Consider the following 22802-nt stretch of genomic DNA (forward strand, 5'->3'; position numbering starts at 1 on the left):
ATAACCTTCCCGCGCCAGGGCGGGAGCCGCCGCAGTTGAACTATTGGCCTAACCGCGGCGTTTCGCCGCCGCCACGCTCAGACCGGCGTGAGCTTTGCGACCGACAGCGCGAGCCATTTCACGCCATGGCGCGTGAACTTGACCTGCGCACGCGCGTCGTCGCCCGTGCCTTCGAGCGAGAGCACCGTGCCCTCGCCGAACTTGTTGTGGAACACCTGCATGCCGGAGCGCAGGCCGTGCGAAGGCGCGGTCTTCTGCGGCGGCACCGGCGGGCTCGCGAAGGTCTCCCGGCCGCTGCTGCTGCTGCCATAGCCGCCACTGCCGCCGCGCGTGCTGCCGTAGCCCCCGCCGTAGCCGAAGGCCGAGGGCGTGAAGCCCTGGTTCCTGGGCGTGAGCCACTTGAGCGCGCCTTCGGGCAGTTCGTCGAAGAAGCGGCTCTTGACGTTGTAGCGCGTCTGGCCGTGCAGCATGCGGGTCTGCGAATGGCTCAGGTACAGGCGCTTGCGCGCGCGCGTGATCGCCACGTACATCAGGCGGCGTTCTTCCTCGAGGCTCTCGAAATCGCTCATCGAGTTCTCGTGCGGGAACAGGCCCTCCTCCATGCCGGTGATGAAGACGCAGTCGAATTCGAGGCCCTTGGCGGCATGCACCGTCATGAGCTGGACGGCGTCCTGTCCGGCCTGCGCCTGGTTGTCGCCCGATTCGAGCGCGGCATGCGTGAGAAAGGCCGCGAGCGGGCTCAGGGTCTCGCCGGTCTCGGCGTCGGGCGCGAGCGCCTCGTCGAGCACCGGGCGGTTGGGATCGAGCCCCTGGCTCGCGGGCGACTGGCGCAGTTCGTCCACCGGCAGCGCGACCGCGTCGCGGCCGAAGCCCTCCTGCGTGACGAAGCTCTCGGCCGCATTCACGAGTTCTTCCAGGTTCTCGATGCGGTCGGCGCCTTCGCGGTCGGCCTTGTAGTGCTCGATCAGGCCGCTGTGGTCGAGCACCAGCTCGATGATCTCGCGCAGGCTGATGCCCTGGGTCTGCTCGCGCAGCACGTCGATCTTGGCAACGAAGGCCGTGAGGTTCGAACCCGCCTTGCCGCCCACCGCATGCACCGCGTCGTGCAGCGATCGGCCGGCCGTGCGCGCAGCGTCCTGCAACTGCTCGAGCGTGCGCGCGCCGATGCCGCGCGGCGGGAAGTTGACCACGCGCAAAAAGCTCGTGTCGTCGTCCTTGTTCTCGAGCAGGGCGCAGGTAGGCCAGCGCATGCTTGATCTCGGCGCGCTCGAAGAAGCGCAGGCCGCCGTACACGCGGTAGGGCACGCCCGCATTGAAGAGCGCGGTCTCGATCACCCGGCTCTGCGCGTTGCTGCGGTAGAGCACGGCCATTTCCTTGCGGTCGAAGCCGTCGCGCACGAGCTGGCGCATCTCCTCGACCATCCACTGCGCCTCGGCCAGGTCGGTGGGCGACTCGTACACCCGCACCGGCTCGCCCGGCCCCTGGTCGGTGCGCAGGTTCTTGCCCAGGCGCTTCTTGTTGTGGCTGATGAGCTCGTTGGCCGAATCGAGGATGTTGCTGTAGCTGCGGTAGTTCTGCTCCAGCTTGATCTGGTGCTGCACGTCGAACTCGCGCACGAAGTCCGCCATGTTGCCCACGCGCGCGCCGCGGAAGGCGTAGATGCTCTGGTCGTCGTCGCCCACGGCGATCACGCTGTTGGGACCCGGCACGAAGCGGCCCGAGACGGTGTTGCCCGAGAGCATCTTGATCCAGGCGTACTGCAGGCGGTTGGTGTCCTGGAACTCGTCGATCAGGATGTGGCGGAAGCGGCGCTGGTAGTGCTCGCGCACCGGCTCGTTGTCGCGCAGCAGCTCGTAGCTGCGCAGCATCAGTTCGCCGAAGTCGACCACGCCTTCGCGCTGGCACTGCTCCTCGTAGAGCTGGTAGAGCTCGACTTTCTTGCGGTCGTCGTCGCTGCGGATCTCGATGTCGCCGGGGCGCAGGCCGTCTTCCTTGGCGCCGGCGATGAACCACTGCGTCTGCTTGGCCGGATAGCGTTCGTCGTCGACGTTGAACTGCTTCATGAGCCGCTTGATCGCCGAGAGCTGGTCCTGCGTGTCGAGGATCTGGAAGGTCGACGGCAGGTTCGCGAGCTTCCAGTGCGCGCGCAGGAAGCGGTTGCACAGGCCGTGGAAGGTGCCGATCCACATGCCGCGCACGTTCACGGGCAGCATCGCCGTGAGCCGGGTCATCATTTCCTTCGCGGCCTTGTTGGTGAAGGTCACGGCGAGGATGCCGCCGGCCGAGACCTGGCCGGTCTGCAGCAGCCAAGCGATGCGGGTGGTGAGCACCCGGGTCTTGCCCGAGCCGGCGCCCGCGAGGATGAGTGCGTTGCCCGCGGGCAGCGTGACCGCAGCGCGCTGCTCCGGGTTCAGGTTCTGCAGCAGCGGCAGTTCCGGGGGGTGGGCGTCAGCCGCAGGTTCGTCAAACAACATCCGCCGATTGTAGAAACCGCAGCGTATGGGGGTTATACGAAGAACCGGAAGTCCCGCCAACGCGCGACTGCGTAAAATCAATCACCGGGCCCAAGTTTCTTGCGCCCGGTTTTTTGTGCCCGCTTCCTTGGGTGGAAGCGCGCCGAAACCGGCCGGACCAAGCGCTCATTCGTTTTTCTTCGACGAAATTTTTGAGGAGCCAGTCCATGCAGATCTTCGACTACGACAACATCCTTCTGCTGCCGCGCAAGTGCCGCGTGGAGAGCCGTTCGGAGTGCGACGCCAGCGTCGTGCTCGGCGGCCGCAGCTTCCGCCTGCCGGTGGTGCCGGCCAACATGAAGACGGTGGTCGACGAGTCGATCTGCCTCTGGCTCGCGCAGAACGGCTACTTCTACGTGATGCACCGTTTCGACCTGGACAACGTGAAGTTCGTCCGCGAGATGCAGGCCCGGGGCGTGTTCGCTTCGATCTCGCTCGGCGTGAAGAAGCCCGACTACGACACCGTCGACCGGCTCGTGGCCGAGGGCCTGTCGCCCGAATACATCACGATCGACATCGCGCACGGCCATGCCGACAGCGTGAAGAACATGATCGGCTGTCTGAAGCAGAAGCTGCCGGGCGCCTTCGTGATCGCCGGCAACGTGGGCACGCCGGAAGCCGTGATCGACTTCGAGAACTGGGGCGCCGATGCGACCAAGGTGGGCATCGGGCCCGGCAAGGTCTGCATCACCAAGCTCAAGACCGGCTTCGGCACCGGCGGCTGGCAGCTCAGCGCGCTCAAGTGGTGCTCGCGCGTGGCGACCAAGCCGATCATCGCCGACGGCGGCATCCGCGACCACGGCGACATCGCCAAGAGCGTGCGCTTCGGCGCCTCGATGGTGATGATCGGCTCGCTCTTCGCGGGCCACGAGGAATCGCCGGGCCGCACCGTCGAGGTCGACGGCACGCTGTTCAAGGAGTACTACGGCTCCGCGAGCGACTTCAACAAGGGCGAGTACAAGCACGTCGAGGGCAAGCGCATCCTCGAGCCGATCAAGGGCAAGCTCGCCGACACGCTCGTCGAGATGGAACAGGACGTACAGAGCTCCATCAGCTACGCGGGCGGCCGCACGCTGATGGACATCCGCAAGGTCAACTACGTCACCCTCGGCGGCGACAACGCGGGCGAGCACCTGCTGATGTAGGCGCCCTCAGGCCTCCAGCAGCTTCACCGCGCCACGGTGCAGCCTGTGGGCCGGATCGGCCAGCGCATCGACGACGCTGAAGTGGTCGAGGCCCGGCAGCGCCTCGCACACCGGCACGGCATGGCGGCCCCATGCGTCGCGGATCAGCAGGTTGTGGCGCAGGAATTCCTCGCTTTCTTCCGTGCCCACGAGCGCATGGAGCTGCCCGCGCGCGGGCGCGGGCCAGAGCGCCGGGCTGGCGCGGCGCGCGTCCGCATCGGTGAGCTTCAGCGTGTTCGCGAGGAAGGGCGTGTGCTGCAGCGGACGCAGGTCGTAGAGGCCCGAGACCGAGAGCGCGTTGCGCACCAGCTGCGCCGGCAGGTCGGGCGCCACCGCCTGCCAGTCGCAGGCCAGCAGCGCGGCCGCCATGTGGCCGCCCGCCGAATGTCCCGCCACCGTGATGCGCGCGGGGTCCGCACCCAGCGCCGGCGCATGGCGCCAGACCCATTCGAGCGCCCGCACCATCTGCATCAGGATGCCCGGCACGGTGACCGGCTGCCCGGGCGTGCCGGGGCACAGCGCGTAGTTCGGCATCACCACGCAGACACCTCGGTCGTTGAAGGCGGGCGCGATGAAGGAATGGTCGCGCTTGTCCATCGCGCGCCAGTAGCCGCCGTGGATGAACACCAGCACCGGCGCATCGGGCACCGGCGCGGGAAAGAGGTCGAGCGTCTCGTTGACGCCTTCGCCGTAGGGCACGTCGATCCGGCACGGCAGCGCCTCGCGCGCCGCGGCGGAATCGCGCGCCCAGCGCGAGAAGTACGCGGGATGGTCCTTCACCCGCGCGAGGTTGTTGTACATGCCTTCGAGCCAGGCGGGGTCGTAGCGAGCGGTGGTCATGCGGTTCCTGTTTCTTTCTTCTTGTCTGCCTCGGGGCCCGCATCTTGGCATGCGCCGCGGGAGGCCGCTGGGCGGTGGACGGGCATGTGATTCTGGTTAGAATCCGCCCTGCGTTGGGGGGGTAGCTCAGCTGGGAGAGCGCCGCGTTCGCAATGCGGAGGTCGGGAGTTCGATCCTCCTCCTCTCCACCAACGTCTTCATTTCGCAAAAAGGGCCAAGCAGTTGCTTGGCCCTTTTTTGCGTTTGGCATGCCCCTACACCGCCGTCGCCCCGCACGGCGCGCCTGCACGTCGCGTGAACGCAACAGAGTGGCGCGCGCAATCCCATACATAGTTAACAAAAGCACACCTCTATGGTAGGGTTTTCAAAAAAGGATTGCTTTCGACTACCAAAGTAGTACCGTCCGGGTTCACAGTTATTAAAACTAATTCCAAAGTGAACCAAGGTGTTACGTCCCACAGCTGCCTCTGCCGGGGTGCGGGCGTCTTGGCGCGTTGGAAGTTCCAGGCATGAGCCGATCCATGCACTGGAAGACAAGCCGTGCGAGCCCATTCCATCGACCCGGAAAGCGGGAGCGACCCCGGTCTCTCCGCCGATGCGCTCATGGTGGCGCGGATGCGGCTGGTGCTCTCGGTCTCGGCGCTGCTCGCGGTCGGGGTGGACACCGAATCCGGGCAGGAGCACCTGGAAGGCAGCGTCTGGCTCGCGTTCTCCTGCTACGCGCTCTATAGCCTCGGCGTCTACGCCTGCACCCGCACGGGCCAGCCGTACTTCCAGGGCCGGGCGATTCACTGGCTCGACGTGCTCTGGTTCACGCTGATCGTCTTCGTGACCGGCGGCGTCGGCAGCCTCTACTTCCTCTTCTACTTCTTCGCGATCCTCACCTCCTCGTTCCGCTGGGGCTACGAAGAAGGCGCGCGCATCACGATGGCTTCGGTGGCCTCGTTCGCGGCCTGCAGCCTGGGCGCCAGCAACGGCGACTACACGGCGCAGCTGCTCATGCGCACCACCTTCCTGCTGGCGCTCGGCCACATGATCGGGCACTGGGGCGGCTCGAAGGTGACGCTGCGGCGGCAGCTGGCGCTGCTCAACCGCGTGAGCCGGCTGTCGAACCCGCGCTTCGGCGTGAACCGCACGCTGGCGCGCACGATGGAGCAGACGCTCGCCTTCTTCGGCGCCAGCCACTGCATCCTGCTGACGCGCGACGCGGCCAACGGGCCGTGGACGATGCGCACGCTCGGGCGACGGACGGCGGGCGGCGTCGAGTCGGTCGAACAGTTCGGCGAGTCGGCGCTGACGGCGCTGGACGCCGAGCACATCGTGCTGAGCAACCGCGAGCCCTGGCCGCTGCGGCTGCTGCGCGCGCAGGGGCATGCCTGCAGCATCCGCGCGCCGCGCTGGCTTCCCCTGGACGCGGCCGGCCTGCGGCGCTGCGCGGCGGTGGCCGCGATGCTGGAAGTGCGCTCGTTCATCAGCACGCCGGTGCCGATGCGCCAGGGCGAGGGGCGTATCTACGTGGCCTCGCACGGCGGGCTGTTCCACAAGGCGGACGCGCTGTTCCTTGCGCACATCGTGAACCAGGTCTTCCCGGTCATCGAGACCATCGGGGTGCTCGACCGGATGGCGACGGACGCCGCCTCGAAGGAGCGGCTGAAGATCTCGCTGGACCTGCACGACACCGCGATACAGCCCTACATCGGGCTCAAGCTGGGGCTCAGCGCGCTGCGCAAGAAGGCGGCGCCCGACAATCCGCTGATCGAGGACCTCGACAGGCTCGCCAGCATGGCCGACAGCGTGGTGGCCGAGCTGCGCCACTATGCGGGCACGGTGCGCCACGGCGGCACCGGCCGCGCGCCCTGTGCGTTCATCCTGCCGCACCTGCACCGCCATGCGGCGCGCATCAAGGTGCTCTACGGCATCGACGTCGACATCGTGGTCGAGAGCAACGTGCAGCTGGACGACCGCATGACGGCCGAAGTGCTCCAGCTGGTGCGCGAGGGGCTGAACAACATCTGCAAGCACACCCATGCGCGCCGCGGCGGCATCCGCATCGGCTGCGCGGACGGCAAGCTGCAGATCCGCATCGAGAACGAGGCCTGCGGCACAGGCGCGACGAATTTCCGTCCCCGCTCGATCAGCGAGCGCGCGACCGCCCTGGGCGGCAGCACGCTGGTGAGCCAGGGGGCGGGCGGTACGACCGCCGTTCTGGTCGAAATACCCATCTAAGAAGGGAAAGGTGCCAACATGCAGCCAGACAACACTGCCAAGCCCCCCATCGGCGTCATGCTGGTGGACGACCACCAGACGATGCTGTGGGGCCTGTCGAGGCTCATCGACGGCGAGCAGCCGCGCATGAAGGTGGTCGCCACGGCCAGCTGCTGCGCGCAGGCGCTGGAGCGAAGCGGCGCGGTGGTGCCCGACGTGATCGTGCTCGATCTCGACCTGGCGGGCCAGAACGCGCTCGACATCCTGCCGATGCTGCTCGCCAACGAGGTCTCGCGCGCCCTGGTGCTGACGGCCGAGCGCAAGCAGCAGACCCTCGACCTCGCGGTGCTGAGCGGCGCCCGCGGCGTGCTGTGCAAGGATGCTTCCGCGGAGCAGGTGCTCGACGCGATCGAGCGCATCCACAACGGCGAGCTGTGCATCGACGCGCAGGCCATGGGCCGCGTGTTCTCCGAGCTCACCATGCCCCGGAAGGCCGCCAAGGCCGACCCCGAGGCGGCCCGCATCGCGAGCCTGACGCAGAAGGAACGGCAGATCATCCGCGCGGTGGTCGAAGGCAGCGGCGCCCCGAACAAGACGCTCGCCTCGCGGCTCTACGTGACCGAGCACACCTTCCGCAACCACCTGACCTCGATCTACCAGAAGCTCGAGGTCGCGAACCGGCTCGAGCTCTACATCTACGCGATGAAGCACCAGTTGCACACGGTGCCGCATTGAGCCGGGGCACCCGTGGATCCGGCTTCGCCGGTCCACCGGGTGCGCCCCCGGTGGGGGGAGCGCCGCAGGCGCCTGGGGAGCGCCCTAACCCCCAGCCAGCATCGGCATGATCGTGCGCACGACCCGGATCGCCGCCGGCGCCAGGATCACCAGCGAGATGCACGGGAAGATGCACAGCACCAGCGGCAGCAGCATCTTGGTCGGCACCTTGGCCGCCAGTTCCTCCGCGCGCATCTGGCGCTTGTGGCGCAGATCGTCGGAGAACACGCGCAGCGATTCGCCGATGCTGGTGCCGAAGCGGTCGGCCTGCGTGAGCATGGTCGCGAAGGTGCCGATCTCTTCGACGCCCGTGCGCAGCGCCAGGTTGTGCAGCGACTTCTCGCGCGTGCCGCCCGCGCGCATCTCGAGCGTGGTCCAGTGCAGCTCCTGCGCCAGCGCCAGGCTCTTGACGCGGATTTCCTCGGTCACCTTCACCAGCGCGGCATCGAGGGCGAGGCCGGCCTCGACGCACACCAGCATCAGGTCGGCGGCATCGGGGAAGCTCTCGAAGATCTCGCGCTGGCGGCGCCGCGCCCGCAGGTTCAGCACCGCATTGGGCAGGTAGCAGCCGGCCAGCGCCGCGACCGCGAGCCACAGCAGCGTCTTCAGTCCGTTGTCGCCGCCGGCCGCGCGCACCACCAGAAAGGCGATGCCCGCGAATGCCAGCGGCAGCAGCGTCTTGAGTCCGAAGTAGAACAGGCTCGCATCGGGATGGCGGATGCCGGCGTTCAGAAAGCGCAGCCGCAGCGGCGTCGCCTCCCCTTCAGCCGTTGGCGACGACAGCTGCGCGAACGGCCCGACGAGCTTGACCGCCGTCTCGGTCCAGGCCGACTTGGCCTGCGAAGGCGCTGCGGCCTGCAGCCGCTGTTCGGCGCGCGTGGGCACGAGCCAGACCGCGGCCGCGCCGATGGCGAGGCTCACCGCAAGGAACACCAGGATGGGGAACAGCATGGTTCTTCTCCTTCAGACACGGATCTTCACGATCCAGCGCAGGATCAGCACGCCCACCGCCATCGTCACCAGCATGTACTTGACGACGCCGATCCCGATCGGATCGGTCCACAGCGGCGAGATGAACTCGGGGTTGAACAGGCTCATCAGCCCCGCGAGCGCGAAGGGCATGAGCCCCAGCAGCCAGGCCGAGAGCCGCCCTTCGGACGACAGCACGCGCACGCGCGCGAGCAGCTTGAGCCGCTCGCGGATCAGCCGGCTCAGGTTGCCGAGCACTTCGGTGAGGTTGCCGCCGGAATCGCGCTGGATCAGCACCGAGACGACGAAGTAGCGCAGGTCGGTGATCGGCACGCGCTCGCTCAGGTTCGTGAGCGCCTGCTGCAGCGAGACGCCGAAGTTGACCTCGTCGGCCACCATGCGGAACTCGCCGGCGATGGGCTCGGCCATCTCCTCGCCGATCATCTGCACGCTGCTCGCGAACGAATGGCCCGCGCGCAGCGCGCGGGTCACCAGGTCGAGCGCCTCGGGCAGTTGCCGCTCGAGGCGCGCGAGGCGGCGGCCGCGCTGATGCTGCAGGTACAGCAGCGGCAGCGAGGCGCCGCCCGCACCCGCGAGCAGCGCGATCGGCACCGGCTGGTTCGCCAGCGCCGCCATGGCCGCGAAGGCGAGCACGCCGCACAGCGCGCAGCCGAGCAGCACGTGCGACACCATCCATTCGAGCCCCGCCTGCAGGATGAAGCGGTCCAGGCTGCGGGCGCGCGGCAGCCCCAGCAGCATGCGCTGCATCCATGGCGCGTCGCCCAGCATGCGGTCCCGCACGAGCCGGGCCTGCGCGGTGTGGCCGGCACCGGCCGACAGCGCCTGCAGCCGCCGCTCGATCCTGCGCGCCTCCGGGCCGCGGTACGAGCGCCACAGCAGGTACAGGCCCTCGACGATCATCAGCACGGTCACGAAGACCAGCACCGCCAGCGTGAGCAGCGTGTCTCCAACGAAGCTGTCGAGCATGGCGGCCTCCTACTCGTAGTGCTTGTCGGGGTCGAACATGCTGTCGGGCAGCACCACCCCATGGGCCTGCAGCCGCTCGACGAACTTCGGGCGCACCCCCGTGGCATGGAAGTAACCGCGCACCTGGCCGTCCGGCGCCATGCCGGTCTGGCGGAACGCGAAGATCTCCTGCATCGTGACCACCTCGCCTTCCATGCCGGTGATCTCCTGGATGCTGGTCACCTTGCGCCGGCCGTCGACCAGCCGCAGCACCTGGATCACCACCGTGATCGCCGAGGCGATCTGCTGGCGCACCGTGCGGTGCGGCAGGTTGAGGTTGGCCATGCCGATCATGTTCTCGAGCCGCGCGAGCGCGTCCCGCGGCGTGTTGGCGTGGATGGTGGTGAGCGAGCCTTCGTGGCCGGTGTTCATGGCCTGCAGCATGTCGACCGCCTCGGCGCCCCGCACCTCGCCGATCACGATGCGGTCGGGCCGCATGCGCAGCGCGTTGCGCACCAGCGCGCGCTGGGTGATCTCGCCCTTGCCCTCGATATTCATCGGCCGCGTCTCCATGCGCGCCACGTGCGGCTGCTGCAACTGCAGCTCGGCCGCGTCCTCGATGGTGATGATGCGTTCGCTCGCGGGGATGAAGCCCGAGAGGATGTTCAGCAGCGTCGTCTTGCCCGCGCCCGTGCCGCCCGAGATCAGCATGTTGGTCTTGCCGCGCGCGAGGCCCTCGAGCATCTGCGCCATCTGCGGCGTCAGCGTCTTGAGGTCGTTCACGAGGTTCTCCATCCGCAGCGGCACCTTCGCGAAGCGGCGGATCGACATCATCGGCCCGTCGAGCGCCACCGGCGCGATGACCGCGTTGACGCGCGAGCCGTCGGGCAGCCGCGCATCCACCATCGGGCTCGACTCGTCGATGCGCCGCCCGACCAGCGAGACGATCTTGTCGATGATGCGCAGCAGGTGCTTCTCGTCGGTGAAGCTCACGTCCGTGAGCTCGAGCCGCCCCTTGCGCTCGACGTAGATCCGCTCGTGCGAGTTGACCAGGATGTCCGAGACCGTCGGGTCCGCCATCAGCAGCTCGATCGGGCCGAAGCCGAGCATCTCGTGCTGGATGTCGCGGATCAGCGTGCGCCGCTCGATGTCGTTGAGCGCCTCGGGCTCTTCCTGCAGCAGCCGGCCGACCATGGTCGAGATCTCCTGCCGCAGCACTTCGGGCTTCAGCGTCTCGAGCGCCGCGAGGTCGAAGCGATCGAGCAGCTTCAGGTGCATGCGCTCCTTCAGCAGCTTGTAGGCGTCGGAGGCGAAGGACGACACCGGCGCCTCCGCCGGCGCGGGGCCCGGCGGACGCATCGCCGGTTCGGCTTCGATGGCATTGAACTGTTCTCGGAATGACATGGGGACCTGCCTTTGCTGGAAGAACGAAAGCGCGATGCGCCGCCCGCGCCGCGCTCAGGCGCGCCGGAACAGGCGGCCGATGAAGCCCGTCGCCTCCTTCGGGCGCGGGCTCAGGGTGTGGGCGATGTCCTCGAGGCGCTTCGCGAGCGGGCAGCCGCGCGACAGCTCGGCCAGCGGCACGCCGCGCGTGATCGCGGCGTCCACGTCCTTGCCGCCGTCGGGCACGCTGACCAGCGTGGCGCCCGCGAGCGAGCGCCGCATGTGCGACAGCCCGATCTCCCCGCGCGCGTCGTGCCGGTTGACCAGCAGCTCCACCTTGCCGGCCGCGTAGCCGAGCGACTTGAACACCTGCATCAGCCGCGTCACGTTGCGGATGTGCGGCAGGCCGGGCTGCAGCACCGGGAAGATCCGGTCCGCGCGGTCGAGCACGCGGATCGCGAGCGGATCGATCCGCAGGCCCAGGTCGAACAGCACGAAGTCGTACTGCCCCGCGGCCACCTGCAGGATCGCATCCACGTGCTCGGCCTTGACCTCGAGCGCGCGCGACAGGTCCTCGGGCGCGGGCAGGATGCTGAAGCCCGGCGCCACCTTCACCGTGCTCGCCGCGAGCAGCGAGGCGTCGAGCCGGCCGATGTCGCGCGCCACGTCCGCCACCGTGGCGGTGGGCCGCTGGTCGCTCAGGTACGACAGCGCATCGCCGAACTGCAGGTTCAGGTCGATCAGCAGCACGCTGCGCCGCAGCGAGAGCTGGTGCCCGATGTTGGTCGCGAGAAAGGTCGCGCCGCTGCCGCCCTTGCAGGGCAGGAAGGCGACCACCTGCCCGGCCTCGCGCGCCTGCGTGCCCGCGCGCTTGAGCGCGATGCGCTCCACCGCGGCCTCGAGCGCCGCGGGTTCGGGCGGCGACGGGAGCACCTCGCGCACGCCGGCGCGCATGGCCGAGATCAGGAACTCGGGCGTCTGCATCGCGCACAGCAGCACCACCGCGATCGCCGGCTGGCGCAGCGTGAGCTGCTCGACCAGCATCAGTTCCTGCGGGTCGCAGCACATGCCGTCGACCAGCAGCAGCTCGGGCGCCGAGCGTTCCACCACCCACTGCATGCGGCTCTTGCCGCCCTCGAAGGTCGAGACCGGGTGCGAGCGCGCCTCCAGCGTGCGGCGCATGTCGGCCAGGTGCGCGGGGTTGGGCGAGATGATCGAGATCTTCATGGCGGCGTCCGTTTCGTGGCTGGTCAGGAGCAGATGGCTGCGCTGTGCGGATCGGCCCGCATCACTTCGCGCGGCAGGAAGGTCGAGAAGCCCGGCATCGGGATCAGCGGCGCCGCGGCACCGACGATCGGCGAGATCCATTGGTAGTCGAGCCCGGTGATGCTCACGGTCACGCCCTCGCAGGTCGCGGCCGTGCAGGCGGCGGGGATCCAGGCCACGTCCACCGTGCTGATCTGCGGCAGCAGGGCCTGCATGCGCGCGAGCACCGCCGCCTGCTGCCCGGTGTCGTCGCAGACCACGGCGTAGCGTGCGCCCGCGCGCGTGGCCTCGTTCGCGGCGTTCCAGGTGAAGAGCATGCGCGCGAAGTCGACGATGCCGAGCACCAGCATCAGGAACACCAGCAGCCCGAGCGCGAACTCCACGGTGGTGGCGCCCTTCATGCGATGCGGCTTCATGACGGCGCCCTCATGGTCGCGGTGATGTCGCTGAAGACGAGGTCGCCGTTCCCATCGGCGAAGACCAGGCCCATCACCGAGGGGAACAGCGAATGGAAGGTGTAGCCGCTCACGCGCACCGTCACGGTCGTGATCACCGGGCTCGCGCCGGCCGACTCCCACACGCAGCAGCTCGCGGCCGGCACGTTCGAGAGGCTCAGGCCGCGCGCGAGCGCCCTGCCGGTGCCCGCCGTGTTGCCGTACACCACGAGGTTGCGCGCCTCGGCGACGTGCGTGCCCGGCGTCTGCACCGAGAGGTAGCGCACCGCATCGCGCGTGGCCTTGACCACGCTGTTGTACTCGTACATGGCGCGGCCGAACTCGGTGGTGATGAAGGTCAGCAGCAGCAGCAGCGGCGTGATGAGCGCGAGCTCGACCAGCGCCGCGCCGATCTGCCTGGAAGAAGTGCGGGCATGCATCGCATCACCTCACGAGCACCGGCACCAGCGGCCCGGCCGTGCCGCCCGCCAGGCCGCTGGTGGTGCAGGGGCTGCCGACGGCGCCGGCATTGCCGCGGAATTCGAGCCAGGCGTTCGACATCGGGATCGACAGCGGCTGCAGCATCAGCATGCAGGCGTAGTCGACCACGTGCGAGGCGCCGTCGATCACGGGCACGGTGACGATGCGCCGGTCGAGGCCGTACTGCCTGTGGCCGCCCGTCACGTTGCCGGGCGCCGCGAGCTTCTGGAAGCCGTTGAGCGACAGGCCCGTGATCGCCTCGCAGCCGTTCGCGCCCTTCACGTTGGTGCCGGTGTCGGCGCAAGACGCATAGCTGCCGCGCTTGGTCACGAAGTTCGCCGCGCTCGCGTGCGCGCCCGCGCCCGGGCTGCCGTCGTAGGCGTTGAACCTGGCGGGCCAGTTGGTCGCGGTGTAGGCGTAACCCGTGTAGTCGGGCCGCCCGGTGGCGGGGCTGCCGCTGTTCTTGTAGATGCCGAAGCGCTGGTTCCAGACGTCGGCGACCGAAGTCTGCACGCCGGGCGTGCCGAGCGTGTCGCCCACCTTCGTGCCGCAGTGGCCGTTGAGCTCGTCTTCGGTTTCGGAGGCGCTGTTGCTGCCGTCGAGGTTCGCCCAGCCGATCTGGCCGCCCGCCGCCGCGTTCTGCGCCTGGATCAGTTCCACCCATTCGCCGACCACGAAGCCGTAGTTCGGCGCGCTGCCGCCGCCCTTGGGCTTGAGCGCGACCGGCACCGGGCAGGTGGTCTGCGCGCTCGCCCGCGTGGCCACGGCGCTCGCGGACACGCTGCGCGTGGCGGGATTGCCCGCGGTGTCGCCCGAGAACGCGCCCATGGCCTTCATGAGCCAGACGGCGATCTCGGGCTGCGTGTGGGCGCACTGCGCATAGCGCGCCTGCAGCGGGTCGGTGGTGGGTGCATAGGCGGCATCGCGGAAGGTGATCTCCGCCGGGACGATCTGGCCCTTCCCGCTCCAGGTGGCCGACTGCATGTTCACGCGGTTCGCGTTGCCGGCCGTCTGGCCCGCGCTCTGCGCACGGGCGATCGCGGTGGGCTGCTTGTCGAGCTCGCGCGCCGCGGCCAGGGCGCAGCTGTCCACGGCCGTCTGCAGCTCGGTCCGCACGACGAAGAGATGGCCGAAGTCGAGCGCGATGCCCATGAAGCCGAGCAGGAACAGCAGGAACAGCGCGGCCGTGATGATCATGGCGCCGCGCTGGCGGCGATGAGGGCGGCGGACTTGCATGACCGGTTCCGTGGCTGGATGCGTGCGCCTCAGACGCAGGGCCCGCTGCCGAGGCAGGCGGCGACGCGCACGATGAAACTGTCGAAGTCGGCGGCGATCGTCGCCGGCTGCAGCGCGAGCACGAGTGCGATCGAGATGACCGCGATGATCAGCGCGTACTCCACCACTTGCGCGCCCGATTCGTCCTGCAGGAATGACTTGAGCATGGCGATCACCCGTTCAGTTGTTGGATTGCATGGCGTGGCGACGGTGGCGGACGGAGGCAGCGATAGGCCCCGTCCGCGCTTTCACCTACTTGCAGTCGCTCGTCGTGAGACAGACGTTCACGCGCTCGATGAAGTCGGAGAAGCTGCCGTCATTGGCGGTGAGCCCCTTGAGCGCCACGACCAGCGCGATCGAAACGACGGCGATGATCAGCGCGTACTCGACGACCTGTGCGCCCTCTTCGTCGCGCAGGAAGCCGCGGGTCGATTGGCCGAGGGCCTGAAGAACGTTTTTCATGATTTTTCCTTTCAAGTACCGGTCGAGAAATGGATCTCGTGGGTGAGTCAACGAATGAATGGATGAATGAATGGCTTGGAAAGAGAGTGGTGTCTGCGCGTTGGCCTCTCCTTTCGTGCAAAGCGGTTGGGTGGAAAGGAGCGGTGGCTGGCTACTTCTCGCCGCCGATCGCTCCGCCGATGTTGATCACGTTGACCACCGGCGGCGGCTTCTTGTAGGAGTCCTGGTAGCGCTGCATCGACTCGCGCGCCGCGCGCCCATCCATGCCCACGGCCGGGTCGGCGCTCCTGCCCGCATCGGGGTTGAGCGTCATCTGCTGGCGGGCGCCGCGCACCGCGTCGCCAAAGCGCGCGTCGTAGTGGGGCGTGACATGGGTGCAGCCGGTGCCCACGAGGAGCACGAGCGCGAGCGTGGTGGCCTTGAACATGGCGGTGCTCCTCACTGGGTGTTGCCGGCCGGCGCGACCGGTGCGGGGGTGGCGCTTTCGAGGGCACCGTTCATGTAGACCTCCATGCGGCTCGGCACCACGTGGTTGTCGGTAGGCAGCCGCGGCGCCTCGGCGAGCGGGCGCACCAGCCTCGGCGTGATCACGAACATCAGCTCGGTCTGGTCGTTCTGGAACTCGGTGCTGCGGAACAGCGCCCCCATCACCGGCACCTCGCCGAGGCCGGGGTAGCGCTTCACGGTCTCGGTGACGTTGCTCTTGATCAGGCCCGCGATCACGAAGCTCTGGCCGTCGTTGAGCTGCACCGTGGTGTCGGCGCGCCGCACCGTGAGCGAGGGCAGCACCGCGGTCTGGCCGTTGATGGTGGTGAAGGGCGAGCCGGTCTGCGAGAGGTCCGACACCTCCGACACCATCTTGAGGTTCACGCGCCCGCCGCCGAGCACGGTGGGCGTGAACTTCACGCCGATGCCGAACTCCTTCTCCTCGAGCGTGATGGTCGCGCTGTTGCGCCCGGTCGCGTTCTGCGCCACCGGAATGAAGATCTTGCCGCCCGAGAGAAAGCTCGCGGGCTGGCCGCTGATCGCCATGATGTTGGGCTCGGCGAGGATGCGCACCAGGCCGTCGTCCTTCTGGCCGTCGAGGCCGACCGTGGTGCGGCCGATGCGGAAGGCCTCGAGCAGGCCCGCGCCGCCGCTCAGGAAGTCGGAGATCAGCGTGTAGTTGTCGAGCCCGCCGTTGCCGAAGCGCCGCAGCCCGACGCGCGCACCCAGCCGGTCGAGCAGCGTCTTGCTGACCTCGGCGATCTTCACTTCGAGCATCACCTGCTGGGGCGTCGCCACGCGCAGCAGGTTCACCACCTTCTTGCCGTCGGCACCGTAGGCCGAGGCCAGGCTCATCACGTCGTCGAGCTTGAGCGCATCGCTGATCTCGCCGGTGAGCACGATCGAGCGCTCGGCGCTGCGCACGCGGATGCGGCTTTCCTCCGGCATCAGCTCGGCGAGCTTGGCCTGCAGCGCGCCCGGGTCGATGGTGACGATCACGTCCTTGATGTAGCAGGTGCCGTCGGCGCTCTGCAGCACCACGTTCATCGAGCCCGCCTGGCGGCCGCGGAAGAACAGGTCGGTGGGACTCAGCAGCATGACGTCGACGTCGGCGATCCCCTCCCCCGTGTTGCGCATGGCGGCGGCCGGCTGGGCGGCATTCGCGGGCTGCGCCGCCGCGGCCGGCTGCACCATCGCGCCGCCGCCGGGCGGCTGGCCGCTGACCACGATGCGCGCCACGCGCGTGCGCAGCGGAATCACGACCGACTTGCCGAGCACCGCGCGCGTCGGCTCGTCGTCCGGAATGATGGCGGTGCAGCGCCGGGCAGCGGGCGCGGCAGGCGCAGTGGGCGCCGCAGCGGCGACGGGCTGCGTGGCCGCGACCGGCACCGGCGACGGCGCCGCCACGTCGGCCGCACCCGCGGGTGCGGCCAGCATGGCGAGCACCGCGAGCAGCGCGGCGCGTGAGGAAGTGAGGTGTTGCACTTGGGGTTCCTCCGGGTGTTCGGATCAGAAGCAGGTGAGCGAGCGCGCCGCGTGCTGGATCACTTCCACGCACTCGGGCTGCCGCGCGACGACGGTCGCGGGCCGCGGCGCGCGCACCGGTGGCGCCGGTGCGGCGGTGGAGACCGGCACGATGTGCTTGTCGCCGAAGAGCTGGCCCTTGGTGATGCCGGCGGTCGCCACCGTGGTCCGGTCCATCTGGTTGCGCAGCACCAGCGACAGCGTGCCCACGCTGCGCGCGAGATCGAGCTTCTCGGAATCCTCGAGCGAGAGTTCGAGCGTCACCGCACTCACCACCTTCGGCTTGGTCTCGTCGCGGTTGGCCTCCTGCGCGACCGCGAGCACCAGCACCTTCTCGAGCACGGTCTTGCTGATCTGGCTGGCCTCCTCGCCGCGCGCCTTGTCCTGCTGCGCGTTGACCATCACGTCGACGTAGTTGCCGGGCAATGCGAAGCCCGCCACGCCGACCACGTCGTTGACGCGCACCGTCATCGCGCGCTTGCCGCTCGCGATCACCGCCGAGAGGCCGCCCTTGGTGCCGACGGGCGCCAGCTTGCCTTCGAGGATCGCCTCGCCGCGCAGCACGCCGACCCTGACCACGCGCTCCTCGAGCGACTTGGCATCCTTGAACGCGCCCGTCGGCACCGAGCCGCTGGGCCAGTCGATCACCGAGAGCATCTGCGGGTTGAGCCGGCTGCCGAGCTCGATGTCGACCGCGGCCACGATCACCTTGTTGGAAGCGATGCCGCCTTGTCGAGAGACCCAGCCCGTCGCATAGATGGCGGCCGCGAGGCCGGTCAGGAGGGCCAGCAGCAGCAGCCCGAGCGCCTTGATGTTTTTCATGCGAGTCTCCGCGAGGATTGGAGGGATGGACGAAGGGGCGGGCTACACGTAGCCCAGCTGGTGCGCCAGGATCTCGGCAACGGTCCCCGCGCAGATGCAGATGCCGTAGGGCAGCTTTCCGATCGACTGCCGCGGGTCGACGGTTGCGCTCGGGCGCACGCCGGCCATGCCCGAGACGACGAGGCCCTGCGCCGCATGCTTCACGTTGGACAGCATGTGGCACAGGCGGCGCCGGTGGAGCGCGAAGGCGATCGCCGCCACGCCGCCGGCGATGCAGGTGAACAGAATGGCGACCAGCGTCTGGTACGGCCCGAGGAAGGCGCCGACCATCGCCATCAGCTTGACGTCGCCCGCGCCCATGATCCCGAGCAGGTAGAACGGCAGCATGATCGCGAAGCCGGTCGCCAGCCCGCCCAGCGCCAGCGAGGCGCCGGCCGCGGGCGTGCGCGCCGCGAAGGTGCCGTAGATCACCGCGAAGACCATGCCGCCGAAGGTGAGCCAGTTGGGAATGCGGTAGAAGCGCCAGTCGCTGACCGCGGCCATCAGCAGCAGCACGAGCAGCCCGCCCATGCGGAAGTCCGTGGCCAGCATGGTGAGCAGGTCGAGGAAGGCGTCGAGTTCGCGCATGGTGCGTGCGTCCGTCGTGGTTGGCTGCGGCCGAAGCAGCTCAGGCGCTGCGCCGGAGCGCCAGCAGCAACAAGAGGCACACCACCAGCACGAGCGAGCCGATGAGGGCGAACTCCATGAACGACATGCCCGCGTCCTCGCGCAGCAGGTTCAGGAAAGTTCTTGGCAGCAGGTTGATCGGTTCCATGCGTGTTCCCCGGTGATGTGGATCGGGCGTTTTGCCGTGGGGTCACTGTAGGAATCGCCCGGCGCGCGCACATGAGCGCTGCGCCCCTTTGTCCAGGGAGACAAGCGCCCCGGCCGGCTCCGGCGCGACCATGACAAAGCGCCTGCCTGCGCGGGCGCAAGGAAAAAGGGCCCTGGCATTGCGCCAGGGCCCTTTTTCTTCGGCTGCCGTCGGGTTCTCGTGCCCGTCAGTCGAGCGCGAGGTGCTGCCCGTGCAGCGCCGCCGCCGAGGGTGACGCGAGGAAGGCGATGGTCTCTGCCGCGACCGAGGTCGACACCCATTCGGCGGGGTTGGCGTCGGGCATGGCCTGCCGGTTCGCGGGCGTGTCGAGCACGGCCGGCGCCACGCTGTTGATGGCCACGCCATGCGGCGCGGCCTCGGCCGCCATGGCTTCCACCAGCCGCTGCAGCGCGCTCTTCGAAGCGATGTAGGCCGCCATGCCCGGCAGCCCGCGTGCCGCCACCTTGGCGCTCACGGCGACGATGCGGCCCGCGCCGCGCTCGATCATCGAAGGCAGCACCGCCTGCGTCACCGCCACGAAGGACCAGGCGTTCAGGTCCATCATCCGGTCCCAGCTCGCGCGCGTGAGCGCATGCGTGGCCTCGCCCATCTCGAAGCCGCCCGCGATGTGCACCAGCGCGTCGATGCGGCCGAAGGCCTTGAGCGTCTGCGCCGCAACGGCCGACAGCTCGGCCGTCGAAGTCACGTCGGCCTGCAGCAGCAGGTGCTGCGAGTTGTCGAGGCCGGGGAAGGTCTCGCTCAACCGATCGGCACGGTGGTCGATCAGTGCGAGGCGCGCGCCCTGCGCCAGAAAATGCTGGACCACCGCGCGGCCCAGCGCGCCTGCGGCGCCGGTGATCACCACGTGCGGAATGGTGCTGGTGTCTGTCATGGAAGTTCTCCTGATGAAGGGCGCGGCCCGTCTGTGATGACGAATGCTAACCCGCCGCGCACAAAATCGTTGAGCCCCCGAATTTTTACGCTATACTTGCGGTCTTGCCAAAAAACGCCAGACGTTTGAAAAGCAAGGGCTCTTAGCTCAGTTGGTAGAGCAGCGGACTCTTAATCCGTAGGTCGAGTGTTCGAGTCACTCAGGGCCCACCAACCAACATGAAAAGCCTGCTACCTCACCGGTAGCAGGCTTTTTTCATGGCCGCGCGGTGCAGCGCGCCCTGCCCGCCCGCAGGCACTTGGGCCGCCGCTGCGCCGCATGCGCGACTGCGATTTTTTCAGCAGAACGGCACTATTTCACGATTTGCTCGACGGTGTGCACCGGCGCCGGGCGGTCGCCTACGCGAGGACGGGGTTCGGCGTGGCATCTTGCGGGTTGCTGTCACGCATCGCCCGGAAGAAGAACAACCACAAGGCCGATCGGAAACTTCGCGCCCGAAGCGCAAGCTGATTTTTTACCCGCTCCGGCGGGTTTTTTTTGGCCTGCGCTTTCCCGCCGCAGCGCGGGCCGTCGCTACCACTCGCCGACCAGGCGCACGCGCTGATCGAGATCGAGGTGGTCGATGCCCGGCAACGGCGGCGCGCGTGAAGCGTCGGTGCGCGCATCGGGCGCACGGGTCGAGGCAGCGGCGGCAAGGCGCCGTGCCAGCGCTTGCGCCACCCGCTCGCGCGCGAGCGAGGCGCGAACGGCGGTGATCCTCCGGAACGGGGTGTTGCTGCGCTTGCGCATGGCGGCTCCTTTCAGGGTGGGGCCGGCGGCGCCATTTCGGTTGTGTCCTCGCGCGACGGACGGCAGCACCTGCATGCTGCCGCCCCGTCCGACGTCGCTGCACAGGAACGGGCCACTTTCCTGCACATCCCGCCAGGCCGTCGACGCGGCTGGAACTGGCGGTGTGGCGAAGGCACACCCGAAATGGCATGGCCGACAAAAACAAACAAACAAAAAGCGAAGAGGCCCGGAACCTTGCGGTGTCCGGGCCTCTGGTGAAGAGCGCTTGGAAGGTCTGCGCTACGCGCAACCTCCGCCCGGTGGCATCTGAACTTCGAACGCGGCAACGCGCACGAGCGATCGGCCCGAAGCGGGTCGAATGCTGGTGAGATGGCGTGCGTTGGTCACGATGCGTCCTGGCGGAGGGTTGCCGGGAGAAGACATGGGCGGTATGAACCGCGAATGAGCCGGACTGTAAATAGTGTTTACGGCAGCGTCAACAACCGGGACAATCTTTTCTCGTCTTGTTGTTGTTTTCAAACAGAGTGCCCAATCCCACCGTCGCGCGCCGCCGCAATGTTCTTGCGCTGCACCGCCGTTTTCTCGAAGGGGCCATCGCGGCCGGCCTGCCCGCCAAGGGCCTGGACCAGGCCTTCGCGAGGAAGATCGAAATCTCGCCGAGCATGTGGAGCCAGATCAAGAGCGCCCGGCCGATCGGCGACAAGCTCGCGCGCCAGATCGAGCGGCATTGCGAGGTCGAGCCCGGATGGCTCGATCGCGAAGACCTCGCGAGCGAGCTGCCCGACGCGGCCGAGGAACGCTTCGTCGCGGCCGCGCGCGAGGCCTGGCGGCAGTCCAATGCGAAGGGAAAGAAGGAACTGAGCGGCTGGCTGCGGCAGCGCCTGCGCGAAGCCGGTGAACCGGGCGCGCCCTGAGGCGGCTCAGGCAGCCGGCGCGAAGCCGCGCAGCACGGCCGCACGCAGGTCGTCGGGAATCTCCACCGCGCGGTGGCTTTCGAGCGAGGTGGTCACGAGCACCTGCTTGAGCTGCATGCGCAGTTCGTCGCTCGCCGGATCGAAGCAGCGCAGCGCGAGCGCCAGCGAGCGCGAACCCAGCCGCTCGACCGAGAGCCCCAGCATCACGTGGTCGCCCATGCGGCTCACGGCGCGGAAGTCGGCTTCGAGCCGCACCGTCGGCAGGCCGATGCGACGCTCGGCGATCAGCGCGTGGTAGTCGATGCCGAGGCCCTCGCTCACCCAGTCCTCGACGAGCCCGTTGAGCATCACGAAGTACTGCGGATAGAAGACGATGCCGGCGGGGTCGCAGTCCGAGAAGCGGACCATGCGCGCGCGGCGGAACTCGGCCGCGCTCATGCGGCGTCCTCCGCCGCGGCATCGCTGCGCATCACGTGCACGCGCAGCAGCCCGAGCTGCGCATGCATCTGCTTCACGGTCTTCATGTCGAGGCCCGAGAACATCTCCAGGATCCACTGCTCGTGTTCCTTGGCCATGGCCTCGAAGCTCGTGCGGCCGCGCGGCGTGAGGCTCACGATCCAGGAGCGCCGGTCGTCGGGGCTGTGCGTGCGCACCACCACGCCTTCGCGCTCGAGCTCGTCGGTCAGGCCGGTGACGTTGCCGCCCGTCACCATCAGGTAGCGCGAGAGCACGCGCATCTTGAGGCCCTCTTCGTAGCGGTAGAGCTGCGCCATGTAGTCGAAGCGCGCGAGCGAGATGCCGAAGCGTTCGCGCAGCCGGCGCCGGATCTCGGCCTCGATCTGCGTGGTGCTCGCCAGCATGCGCAGCCAGAGCTTGAGCATCGCGTGGTCCTCGCGGCCGGCGCGCGCCTCGTGGCCGAGCTCCTCGGCGTCGCTGAGCGCGGCATGCGAGGCATCGTGGCGCATCGCCATCACATCACCTCCCCGCCCGAGACCGAGATCGACTGCCCCGTGACGGCGCCGGCGCCCTCGCCGCAGAGCCAGCGCACGGCATCGGCGACTTCGGCCGGCTGCACGATGCGCTTCTGCGGATTGACGCTCGAGAACTCGGCCAGCGCATCGGCTTCGCTGCGGCCGGTCTTGCCGACCACGTTGGCCACGCTCGTGCGCAGGATGTCGGTGTCGGTGTAGCCGGGGCAGACCGCGTTCACGGTGACGCCCTTGCGCGCCACTTCGAGCGCGAGCGCGCGCGTGAGCCCGATCACGCCGTGCTTGGCCGCGGTGTAGGCCGCCACGTAGGCATAGCCCTTCTGGCCCGCGGTGCTCGCGATGTTGACGATGCGGCCCCAGCCCGCGTCGAGCATGCCGGGCAGCGCGGCCTGGGTGCAGAGGAAGGTGCCGGTCAGGTTCACGCTCAGCATGCGCTGCCAGAGCGCGGCCGAGGTCTTGAGGAAGGGCGCGCTCTCGGCGGCGCCGGCGTTGTTGACGAGGATCGCGACCGGCCCGCGCTCTTTGGCTGCCTGCGCGAAGGCCGTGCGCACGGCGGCCTCGTCGGCCACGTCGGCCACCGCCGCGCCGTGGCCCTGGCCTGCGAGCGTCGCGGCCAGGCGCTGCAGCGCGTCGAGGTCGCGGCCGAGCAATGTGAGGGTGGCGCCTTCGGCGGCGAGGGTGCGGGCGATTTCGGCGCCGATGCCGCGCGCGGCGCCGGTGACGAGGGCATGGCGCCCGGCGAGTGGATTTGCGTTCATACCTGAAATGTTTAGTACTGAAC

Annotated in this window: 25 protein-coding genes, 2 tRNA genes and 1 pseudogene; 6 read left to right on the forward strand and 22 right to left on the reverse strand. The window is 68.6% G+C overall.

What is annotated here, in order from left to right:
- Positions 1–77: 77 nt before the first annotated feature.
- Together M2165_RS03065 and M2165_RS03070 are read right to left on the reverse strand one after the other, a co-directional pair.
- Positions 78–2475: pseudogene (locus tag M2165_RS03065) on the reverse strand (UvrD-helicase domain-containing protein).
- The gene (locus tag M2165_RS03070) at positions 2465–2683 is read right to left on the reverse strand and encodes a hypothetical protein (protein ID WP_280813219.1); all 219 of its coding nucleotides are present in this window, start codon (positions 2681–2683) and stop codon (positions 2465–2467) included. The pseudogene M2165_RS03065 and the gene M2165_RS03070 overlap by 11 nt, the downstream one beginning before the upstream one ends.
- Here M2165_RS03070 and M2165_RS03075 point away from each other — a divergent pair.
- Complete coding sequence (locus M2165_RS03075; RefSeq protein ID WP_280813220.1) at positions 2682–3659, forward strand: GMP reductase; 978 nt, start codon at positions 2682–2684, stop codon at positions 3657–3659. The two genes, M2165_RS03070 and M2165_RS03075, sit on opposite strands and share 2 nt — an antisense overlap.
- 6 nt (positions 3660–3665) lie before the next feature.
- Here M2165_RS03075 and M2165_RS03080 read toward each other — a convergent pair whose 3' ends face one another.
- Positions 3666–4538 carry an alpha/beta hydrolase gene (locus tag M2165_RS03080; RefSeq protein ID WP_280813221.1) on the reverse strand — a complete coding sequence of 291 codons (873 nt, stop codon included), beginning with the start codon at positions 4536–4538 and terminating at the stop codon, positions 3666–3668.
- Between the two features lie 115 nt (positions 4539–4653).
- On the opposite strand from M2165_RS03080, the gene M2165_RS03085 reads away from it, so the two are divergent.
- The 3 genes from M2165_RS03085 (at position 4654) to M2165_RS03095 (ending at position 7478) form a co-directional block, all read left to right on the forward strand.
- A tRNA-Ala gene (locus M2165_RS03085) sits at positions 4654–4729 on the forward strand.
- Between the two features lie 349 nt (positions 4730–5078).
- Entirely contained in the window at positions 5079–6764 is a 1686-nt protein-coding gene (locus tag M2165_RS03090; protein ID WP_280813223.1) for a histidine kinase, read from the forward strand.
- Between the two features lie 18 nt (positions 6765–6782).
- Positions 6783–7478, forward strand: coding sequence for a response regulator transcription factor (locus M2165_RS03095; protein WP_280813224.1), 696 nt, complete (start codon positions 6783–6785; stop codon positions 7476–7478).
- Positions 7479–7562: 84 nt separating this feature from the next.
- Here M2165_RS03095 and M2165_RS03100 read toward each other — a convergent pair whose 3' ends face one another.
- The 15 genes from M2165_RS03100 to M2165_RS03170 all read right to left on the reverse strand — a co-directional run bounded on the left by M2165_RS03100 (position 7563) and on the right by M2165_RS03170 (position 19329).
- Positions 7563–8468, reverse strand: coding sequence for a type II secretion system F family protein (locus M2165_RS03100; RefSeq protein WP_280813225.1), 906 nt, complete (start codon positions 8466–8468; stop codon positions 7563–7565).
- A 12-nt stretch (positions 8469–8480) separates the two neighbouring features.
- Positions 8481–9473, reverse strand: a complete 993-nt coding sequence (locus M2165_RS03105) for a type II secretion system F family protein (RefSeq protein ID WP_280813226.1) — start codon at positions 9471–9473, stop codon at positions 8481–8483.
- A gap of 9 nt (positions 9474–9482) precedes the next feature.
- Positions 9483–10856: a CpaF family protein gene (locus M2165_RS03110; RefSeq protein WP_280813227.1), complete on the reverse strand. Its 1374-nt coding sequence runs from the start codon at positions 10854–10856 to the stop codon at positions 9483–9485.
- A 54-nt stretch (positions 10857–10910) separates the two neighbouring features.
- Positions 10911–12062 carry an AAA family ATPase gene (locus M2165_RS03115; RefSeq protein ID WP_280813228.1) on the reverse strand — a complete coding sequence of 384 codons (1152 nt, stop codon included), beginning with the start codon at positions 12060–12062 and terminating at the stop codon, positions 10911–10913.
- Positions 12063–12085: 23 nt separating this feature from the next.
- Positions 12086–12517 (reverse strand): pilus assembly protein, encoded by a 432-nt coding sequence (locus M2165_RS03120; protein WP_280813229.1) that lies wholly within the window; start codon positions 12515–12517, stop codon positions 12086–12088.
- Positions 12514–12975 carry a TadE/TadG family type IV pilus assembly protein gene (locus tag M2165_RS03125; protein ID WP_280813230.1) on the reverse strand — a complete coding sequence of 154 codons (462 nt, stop codon included), beginning with the start codon at positions 12973–12975 and terminating at the stop codon, positions 12514–12516. Before M2165_RS03125 ends, M2165_RS03120 begins: the two co-directional genes overlap by 4 nt.
- Before the next feature lie 4 nt (positions 12976–12979).
- Positions 12980–14251: a pilus assembly protein TadG-related protein gene (locus M2165_RS03130; protein WP_280813231.1), complete on the reverse strand. Its 1272-nt coding sequence runs from the start codon at positions 14249–14251 to the stop codon at positions 12980–12982.
- A gap of 29 nt (positions 14252–14280) precedes the next feature.
- Positions 14281–14457 (reverse strand): Flp family type IVb pilin, encoded by a 177-nt coding sequence (locus M2165_RS03135; RefSeq protein WP_280813232.1) that lies wholly within the window; start codon positions 14455–14457, stop codon positions 14281–14283.
- Between the two features lie 85 nt (positions 14458–14542).
- Complete coding sequence (locus M2165_RS03140; RefSeq protein WP_280813233.1) at positions 14543–14752, reverse strand: Flp family type IVb pilin; 210 nt, start codon at positions 14750–14752, stop codon at positions 14543–14545.
- A 151-nt stretch (positions 14753–14903) separates the two neighbouring features.
- Positions 14904–15179, reverse strand: a complete 276-nt coding sequence (locus tag M2165_RS03145) for a hypothetical protein (protein ID WP_280813234.1) — start codon at positions 15177–15179, stop codon at positions 14904–14906.
- Between the two features lie 11 nt (positions 15180–15190).
- Complete coding sequence (locus M2165_RS03150; RefSeq protein WP_280813235.1) at positions 15191–16723, reverse strand: type II and III secretion system protein family protein; 1533 nt, start codon at positions 16721–16723, stop codon at positions 15191–15193.
- A gap of 24 nt (positions 16724–16747) precedes the next feature.
- Positions 16748–17584, reverse strand: coding sequence for a Flp pilus assembly protein CpaB (gene cpaB / locus M2165_RS03155; protein ID WP_280813236.1), 837 nt, complete (start codon positions 17582–17584; stop codon positions 16748–16750).
- 42 nt (positions 17585–17626) lie between these two features.
- On the reverse strand, positions 17627–18211 hold the full coding sequence (locus M2165_RS03160; RefSeq protein WP_280813237.1) for a prepilin peptidase: 585 nt from the start codon (positions 18209–18211) through the stop codon (positions 17627–17629).
- Positions 18212–18251: 40 nt separating this feature from the next.
- Positions 18252–18398 (reverse strand): hypothetical protein, encoded by a 147-nt coding sequence (locus M2165_RS03165; protein WP_280813238.1) that lies wholly within the window; start codon positions 18396–18398, stop codon positions 18252–18254.
- Positions 18399–18624: 226 nt separating this feature from the next.
- Entirely contained in the window at positions 18625–19329 is a 705-nt protein-coding gene (locus M2165_RS03170; RefSeq protein WP_280813239.1) for an SDR family oxidoreductase, read from the reverse strand.
- Between the two features lie 136 nt (positions 19330–19465).
- On the opposite strand from M2165_RS03170, the gene M2165_RS03175 reads away from it, so the two are divergent.
- Positions 19466–19541, forward strand: a tRNA-Lys gene (locus M2165_RS03175).
- A gap of 361 nt (positions 19542–19902) precedes the next feature.
- On the opposite strand, the gene M2165_RS03180 is transcribed toward M2165_RS03175, so the two are convergent.
- Positions 19903–20118: a short-chain dehydrogenase gene (locus M2165_RS03180; protein ID WP_280813240.1), complete on the reverse strand. Its 216-nt coding sequence runs from the start codon at positions 20116–20118 to the stop codon at positions 19903–19905.
- Between the two features lie 524 nt (positions 20119–20642).
- On the opposite strand from M2165_RS03180, the gene M2165_RS03185 reads away from it, so the two are divergent.
- Entirely contained in the window at positions 20643–21032 is a 390-nt protein-coding gene (locus tag M2165_RS03185; protein ID WP_280813241.1) for a hypothetical protein, read from the forward strand.
- Between the two features lie 6 nt (positions 21033–21038).
- On the opposite strand, the gene M2165_RS03190 is transcribed toward M2165_RS03185, so the two are convergent.
- The 3 genes from M2165_RS03190 to M2165_RS03200 are packed head-to-tail and all read right to left on the reverse strand — an operon-like array spanning position 21039 to position 22779.
- Positions 21039–21470 carry a thioesterase family protein gene (locus tag M2165_RS03190; RefSeq protein WP_280813242.1) on the reverse strand — a complete coding sequence of 144 codons (432 nt, stop codon included), beginning with the start codon at positions 21468–21470 and terminating at the stop codon, positions 21039–21041.
- Positions 21467–22003, reverse strand: coding sequence for a MarR family transcriptional regulator (locus tag M2165_RS03195; protein WP_280813243.1), 537 nt, complete (start codon positions 22001–22003; stop codon positions 21467–21469). Before M2165_RS03195 ends, M2165_RS03190 begins: the two co-directional genes overlap by 4 nt.
- The gene (locus tag M2165_RS03200) at positions 22003–22779 is read right to left on the reverse strand and encodes an SDR family NAD(P)-dependent oxidoreductase (protein WP_280813244.1); all 777 of its coding nucleotides are present in this window, start codon (positions 22777–22779) and stop codon (positions 22003–22005) included. Before M2165_RS03200 ends, M2165_RS03195 begins: the two co-directional genes overlap by 1 nt.
- Positions 22780–22802: the final 23 nt, after the last annotated feature.

It is taken from the genome of Variovorax sp. TBS-050B (assembly GCF_029893635.1).
GTDB lineage: Bacteria > Pseudomonadota > Gammaproteobacteria > Burkholderiales > Burkholderiaceae_C > Variovorax.

Coding starts and splice junctions, on each gene's coding strand:
- M2165_RS03075 (WP_280813220.1), top strand. CDS start 2,682: ATGCAGATCTTCGACTACGACAACATCCTTCTGCTGCCGCGCAAGTGC.
- M2165_RS03070 (WP_280813219.1), bottom strand. CDS start 2,683: ATGGACTGGCTCCTCAAAAATTTCGTCGAAGAAAAACGAATGAGCGCT.
- M2165_RS03080 (WP_280813221.1), bottom strand. CDS start 4,538: ATGACCACCGCTCGCTACGACCCCGCCTGGCTCGAAGGCATGTACAAC.
- M2165_RS03095 (WP_280813224.1), top strand. CDS start 6,783: ATGCAGCCAGACAACACTGCCAAGCCCCCCATCGGCGTCATGCTGGTG.
- M2165_RS03100 (WP_280813225.1), bottom strand. CDS start 8,468: ATGCTGTTCCCCATCCTGGTGTTCCTTGCGGTGAGCCTCGCCATCGGC.
- M2165_RS03105 (WP_280813226.1), bottom strand. CDS start 9,473: ATGCTCGACAGCTTCGTTGGAGACACGCTGCTCACGCTGGCGGTGCTG.
- M2165_RS03110 (WP_280813227.1), bottom strand. CDS start 10,856: ATGTCATTCCGAGAACAGTTCAATGCCATCGAAGCCGAACCGGCGATG.
- M2165_RS03115 (WP_280813228.1), bottom strand. CDS start 12,062: ATGAAGATCTCGATCATCTCGCCCAACCCCGCGCACCTGGCCGACATG.
- M2165_RS03120 (WP_280813229.1), bottom strand. CDS start 12,517: ATGAAGCCGCATCGCATGAAGGGCGCCACCACCGTGGAGTTCGCGCTC.
- M2165_RS03125 (WP_280813230.1), bottom strand. CDS start 12,975: ATGCATGCCCGCACTTCTTCCAGGCAGATCGGCGCGGCGCTGGTCGAG.
- M2165_RS03130 (WP_280813231.1), bottom strand. CDS start 14,251: ATGCAAGTCCGCCGCCCTCATCGCCGCCAGCGCGGCGCCATGATCATC.
- M2165_RS03135 (WP_280813232.1), bottom strand. CDS start 14,457: ATGCTCAAGTCATTCCTGCAGGACGAATCGGGCGCGCAAGTGGTGGAG.
- M2165_RS03140 (WP_280813233.1), bottom strand. CDS start 14,752: ATGAAAAACGTTCTTCAGGCCCTCGGCCAATCGACCCGCGGCTTCCTG.
- M2165_RS03145 (WP_280813234.1), bottom strand. CDS start 15,179: ATGTTCAAGGCCACCACGCTCGCGCTCGTGCTCCTCGTGGGCACCGGC.
- cpaB (WP_280813236.1), bottom strand. CDS start 17,584: ATGAAAAACATCAAGGCGCTCGGGCTGCTGCTGCTGGCCCTCCTGACC.
- M2165_RS03160 (WP_280813237.1), bottom strand. CDS start 18,211: ATGCGCGAACTCGACGCCTTCCTCGACCTGCTCACCATGCTGGCCACG.
- M2165_RS03165 (WP_280813238.1), bottom strand. CDS start 18,398: ATGGAACCGATCAACCTGCTGCCAAGAACTTTCCTGAACCTGCTGCGC.
- M2165_RS03170 (WP_280813239.1), bottom strand. CDS start 19,329: ATGACAGACACCAGCACCATTCCGCACGTGGTGATCACCGGCGCCGCA.
- M2165_RS03180 (WP_280813240.1), bottom strand. CDS start 20,118: ATGCGCAAGCGCAGCAACACCCCGTTCCGGAGGATCACCGCCGTTCGC.
- M2165_RS03190 (WP_280813242.1), bottom strand. CDS start 21,470: ATGAGCGCGGCCGAGTTCCGCCGCGCGCGCATGGTCCGCTTCTCGGAC.
- M2165_RS03195 (WP_280813243.1), bottom strand. CDS start 22,003: ATGGCGATGCGCCACGATGCCTCGCATGCCGCGCTCAGCGACGCCGAG.
- M2165_RS03200 (WP_280813244.1), bottom strand. CDS start 22,779: ATGAACGCAAATCCACTCGCCGGGCGCCATGCCCTCGTCACCGGCGCC.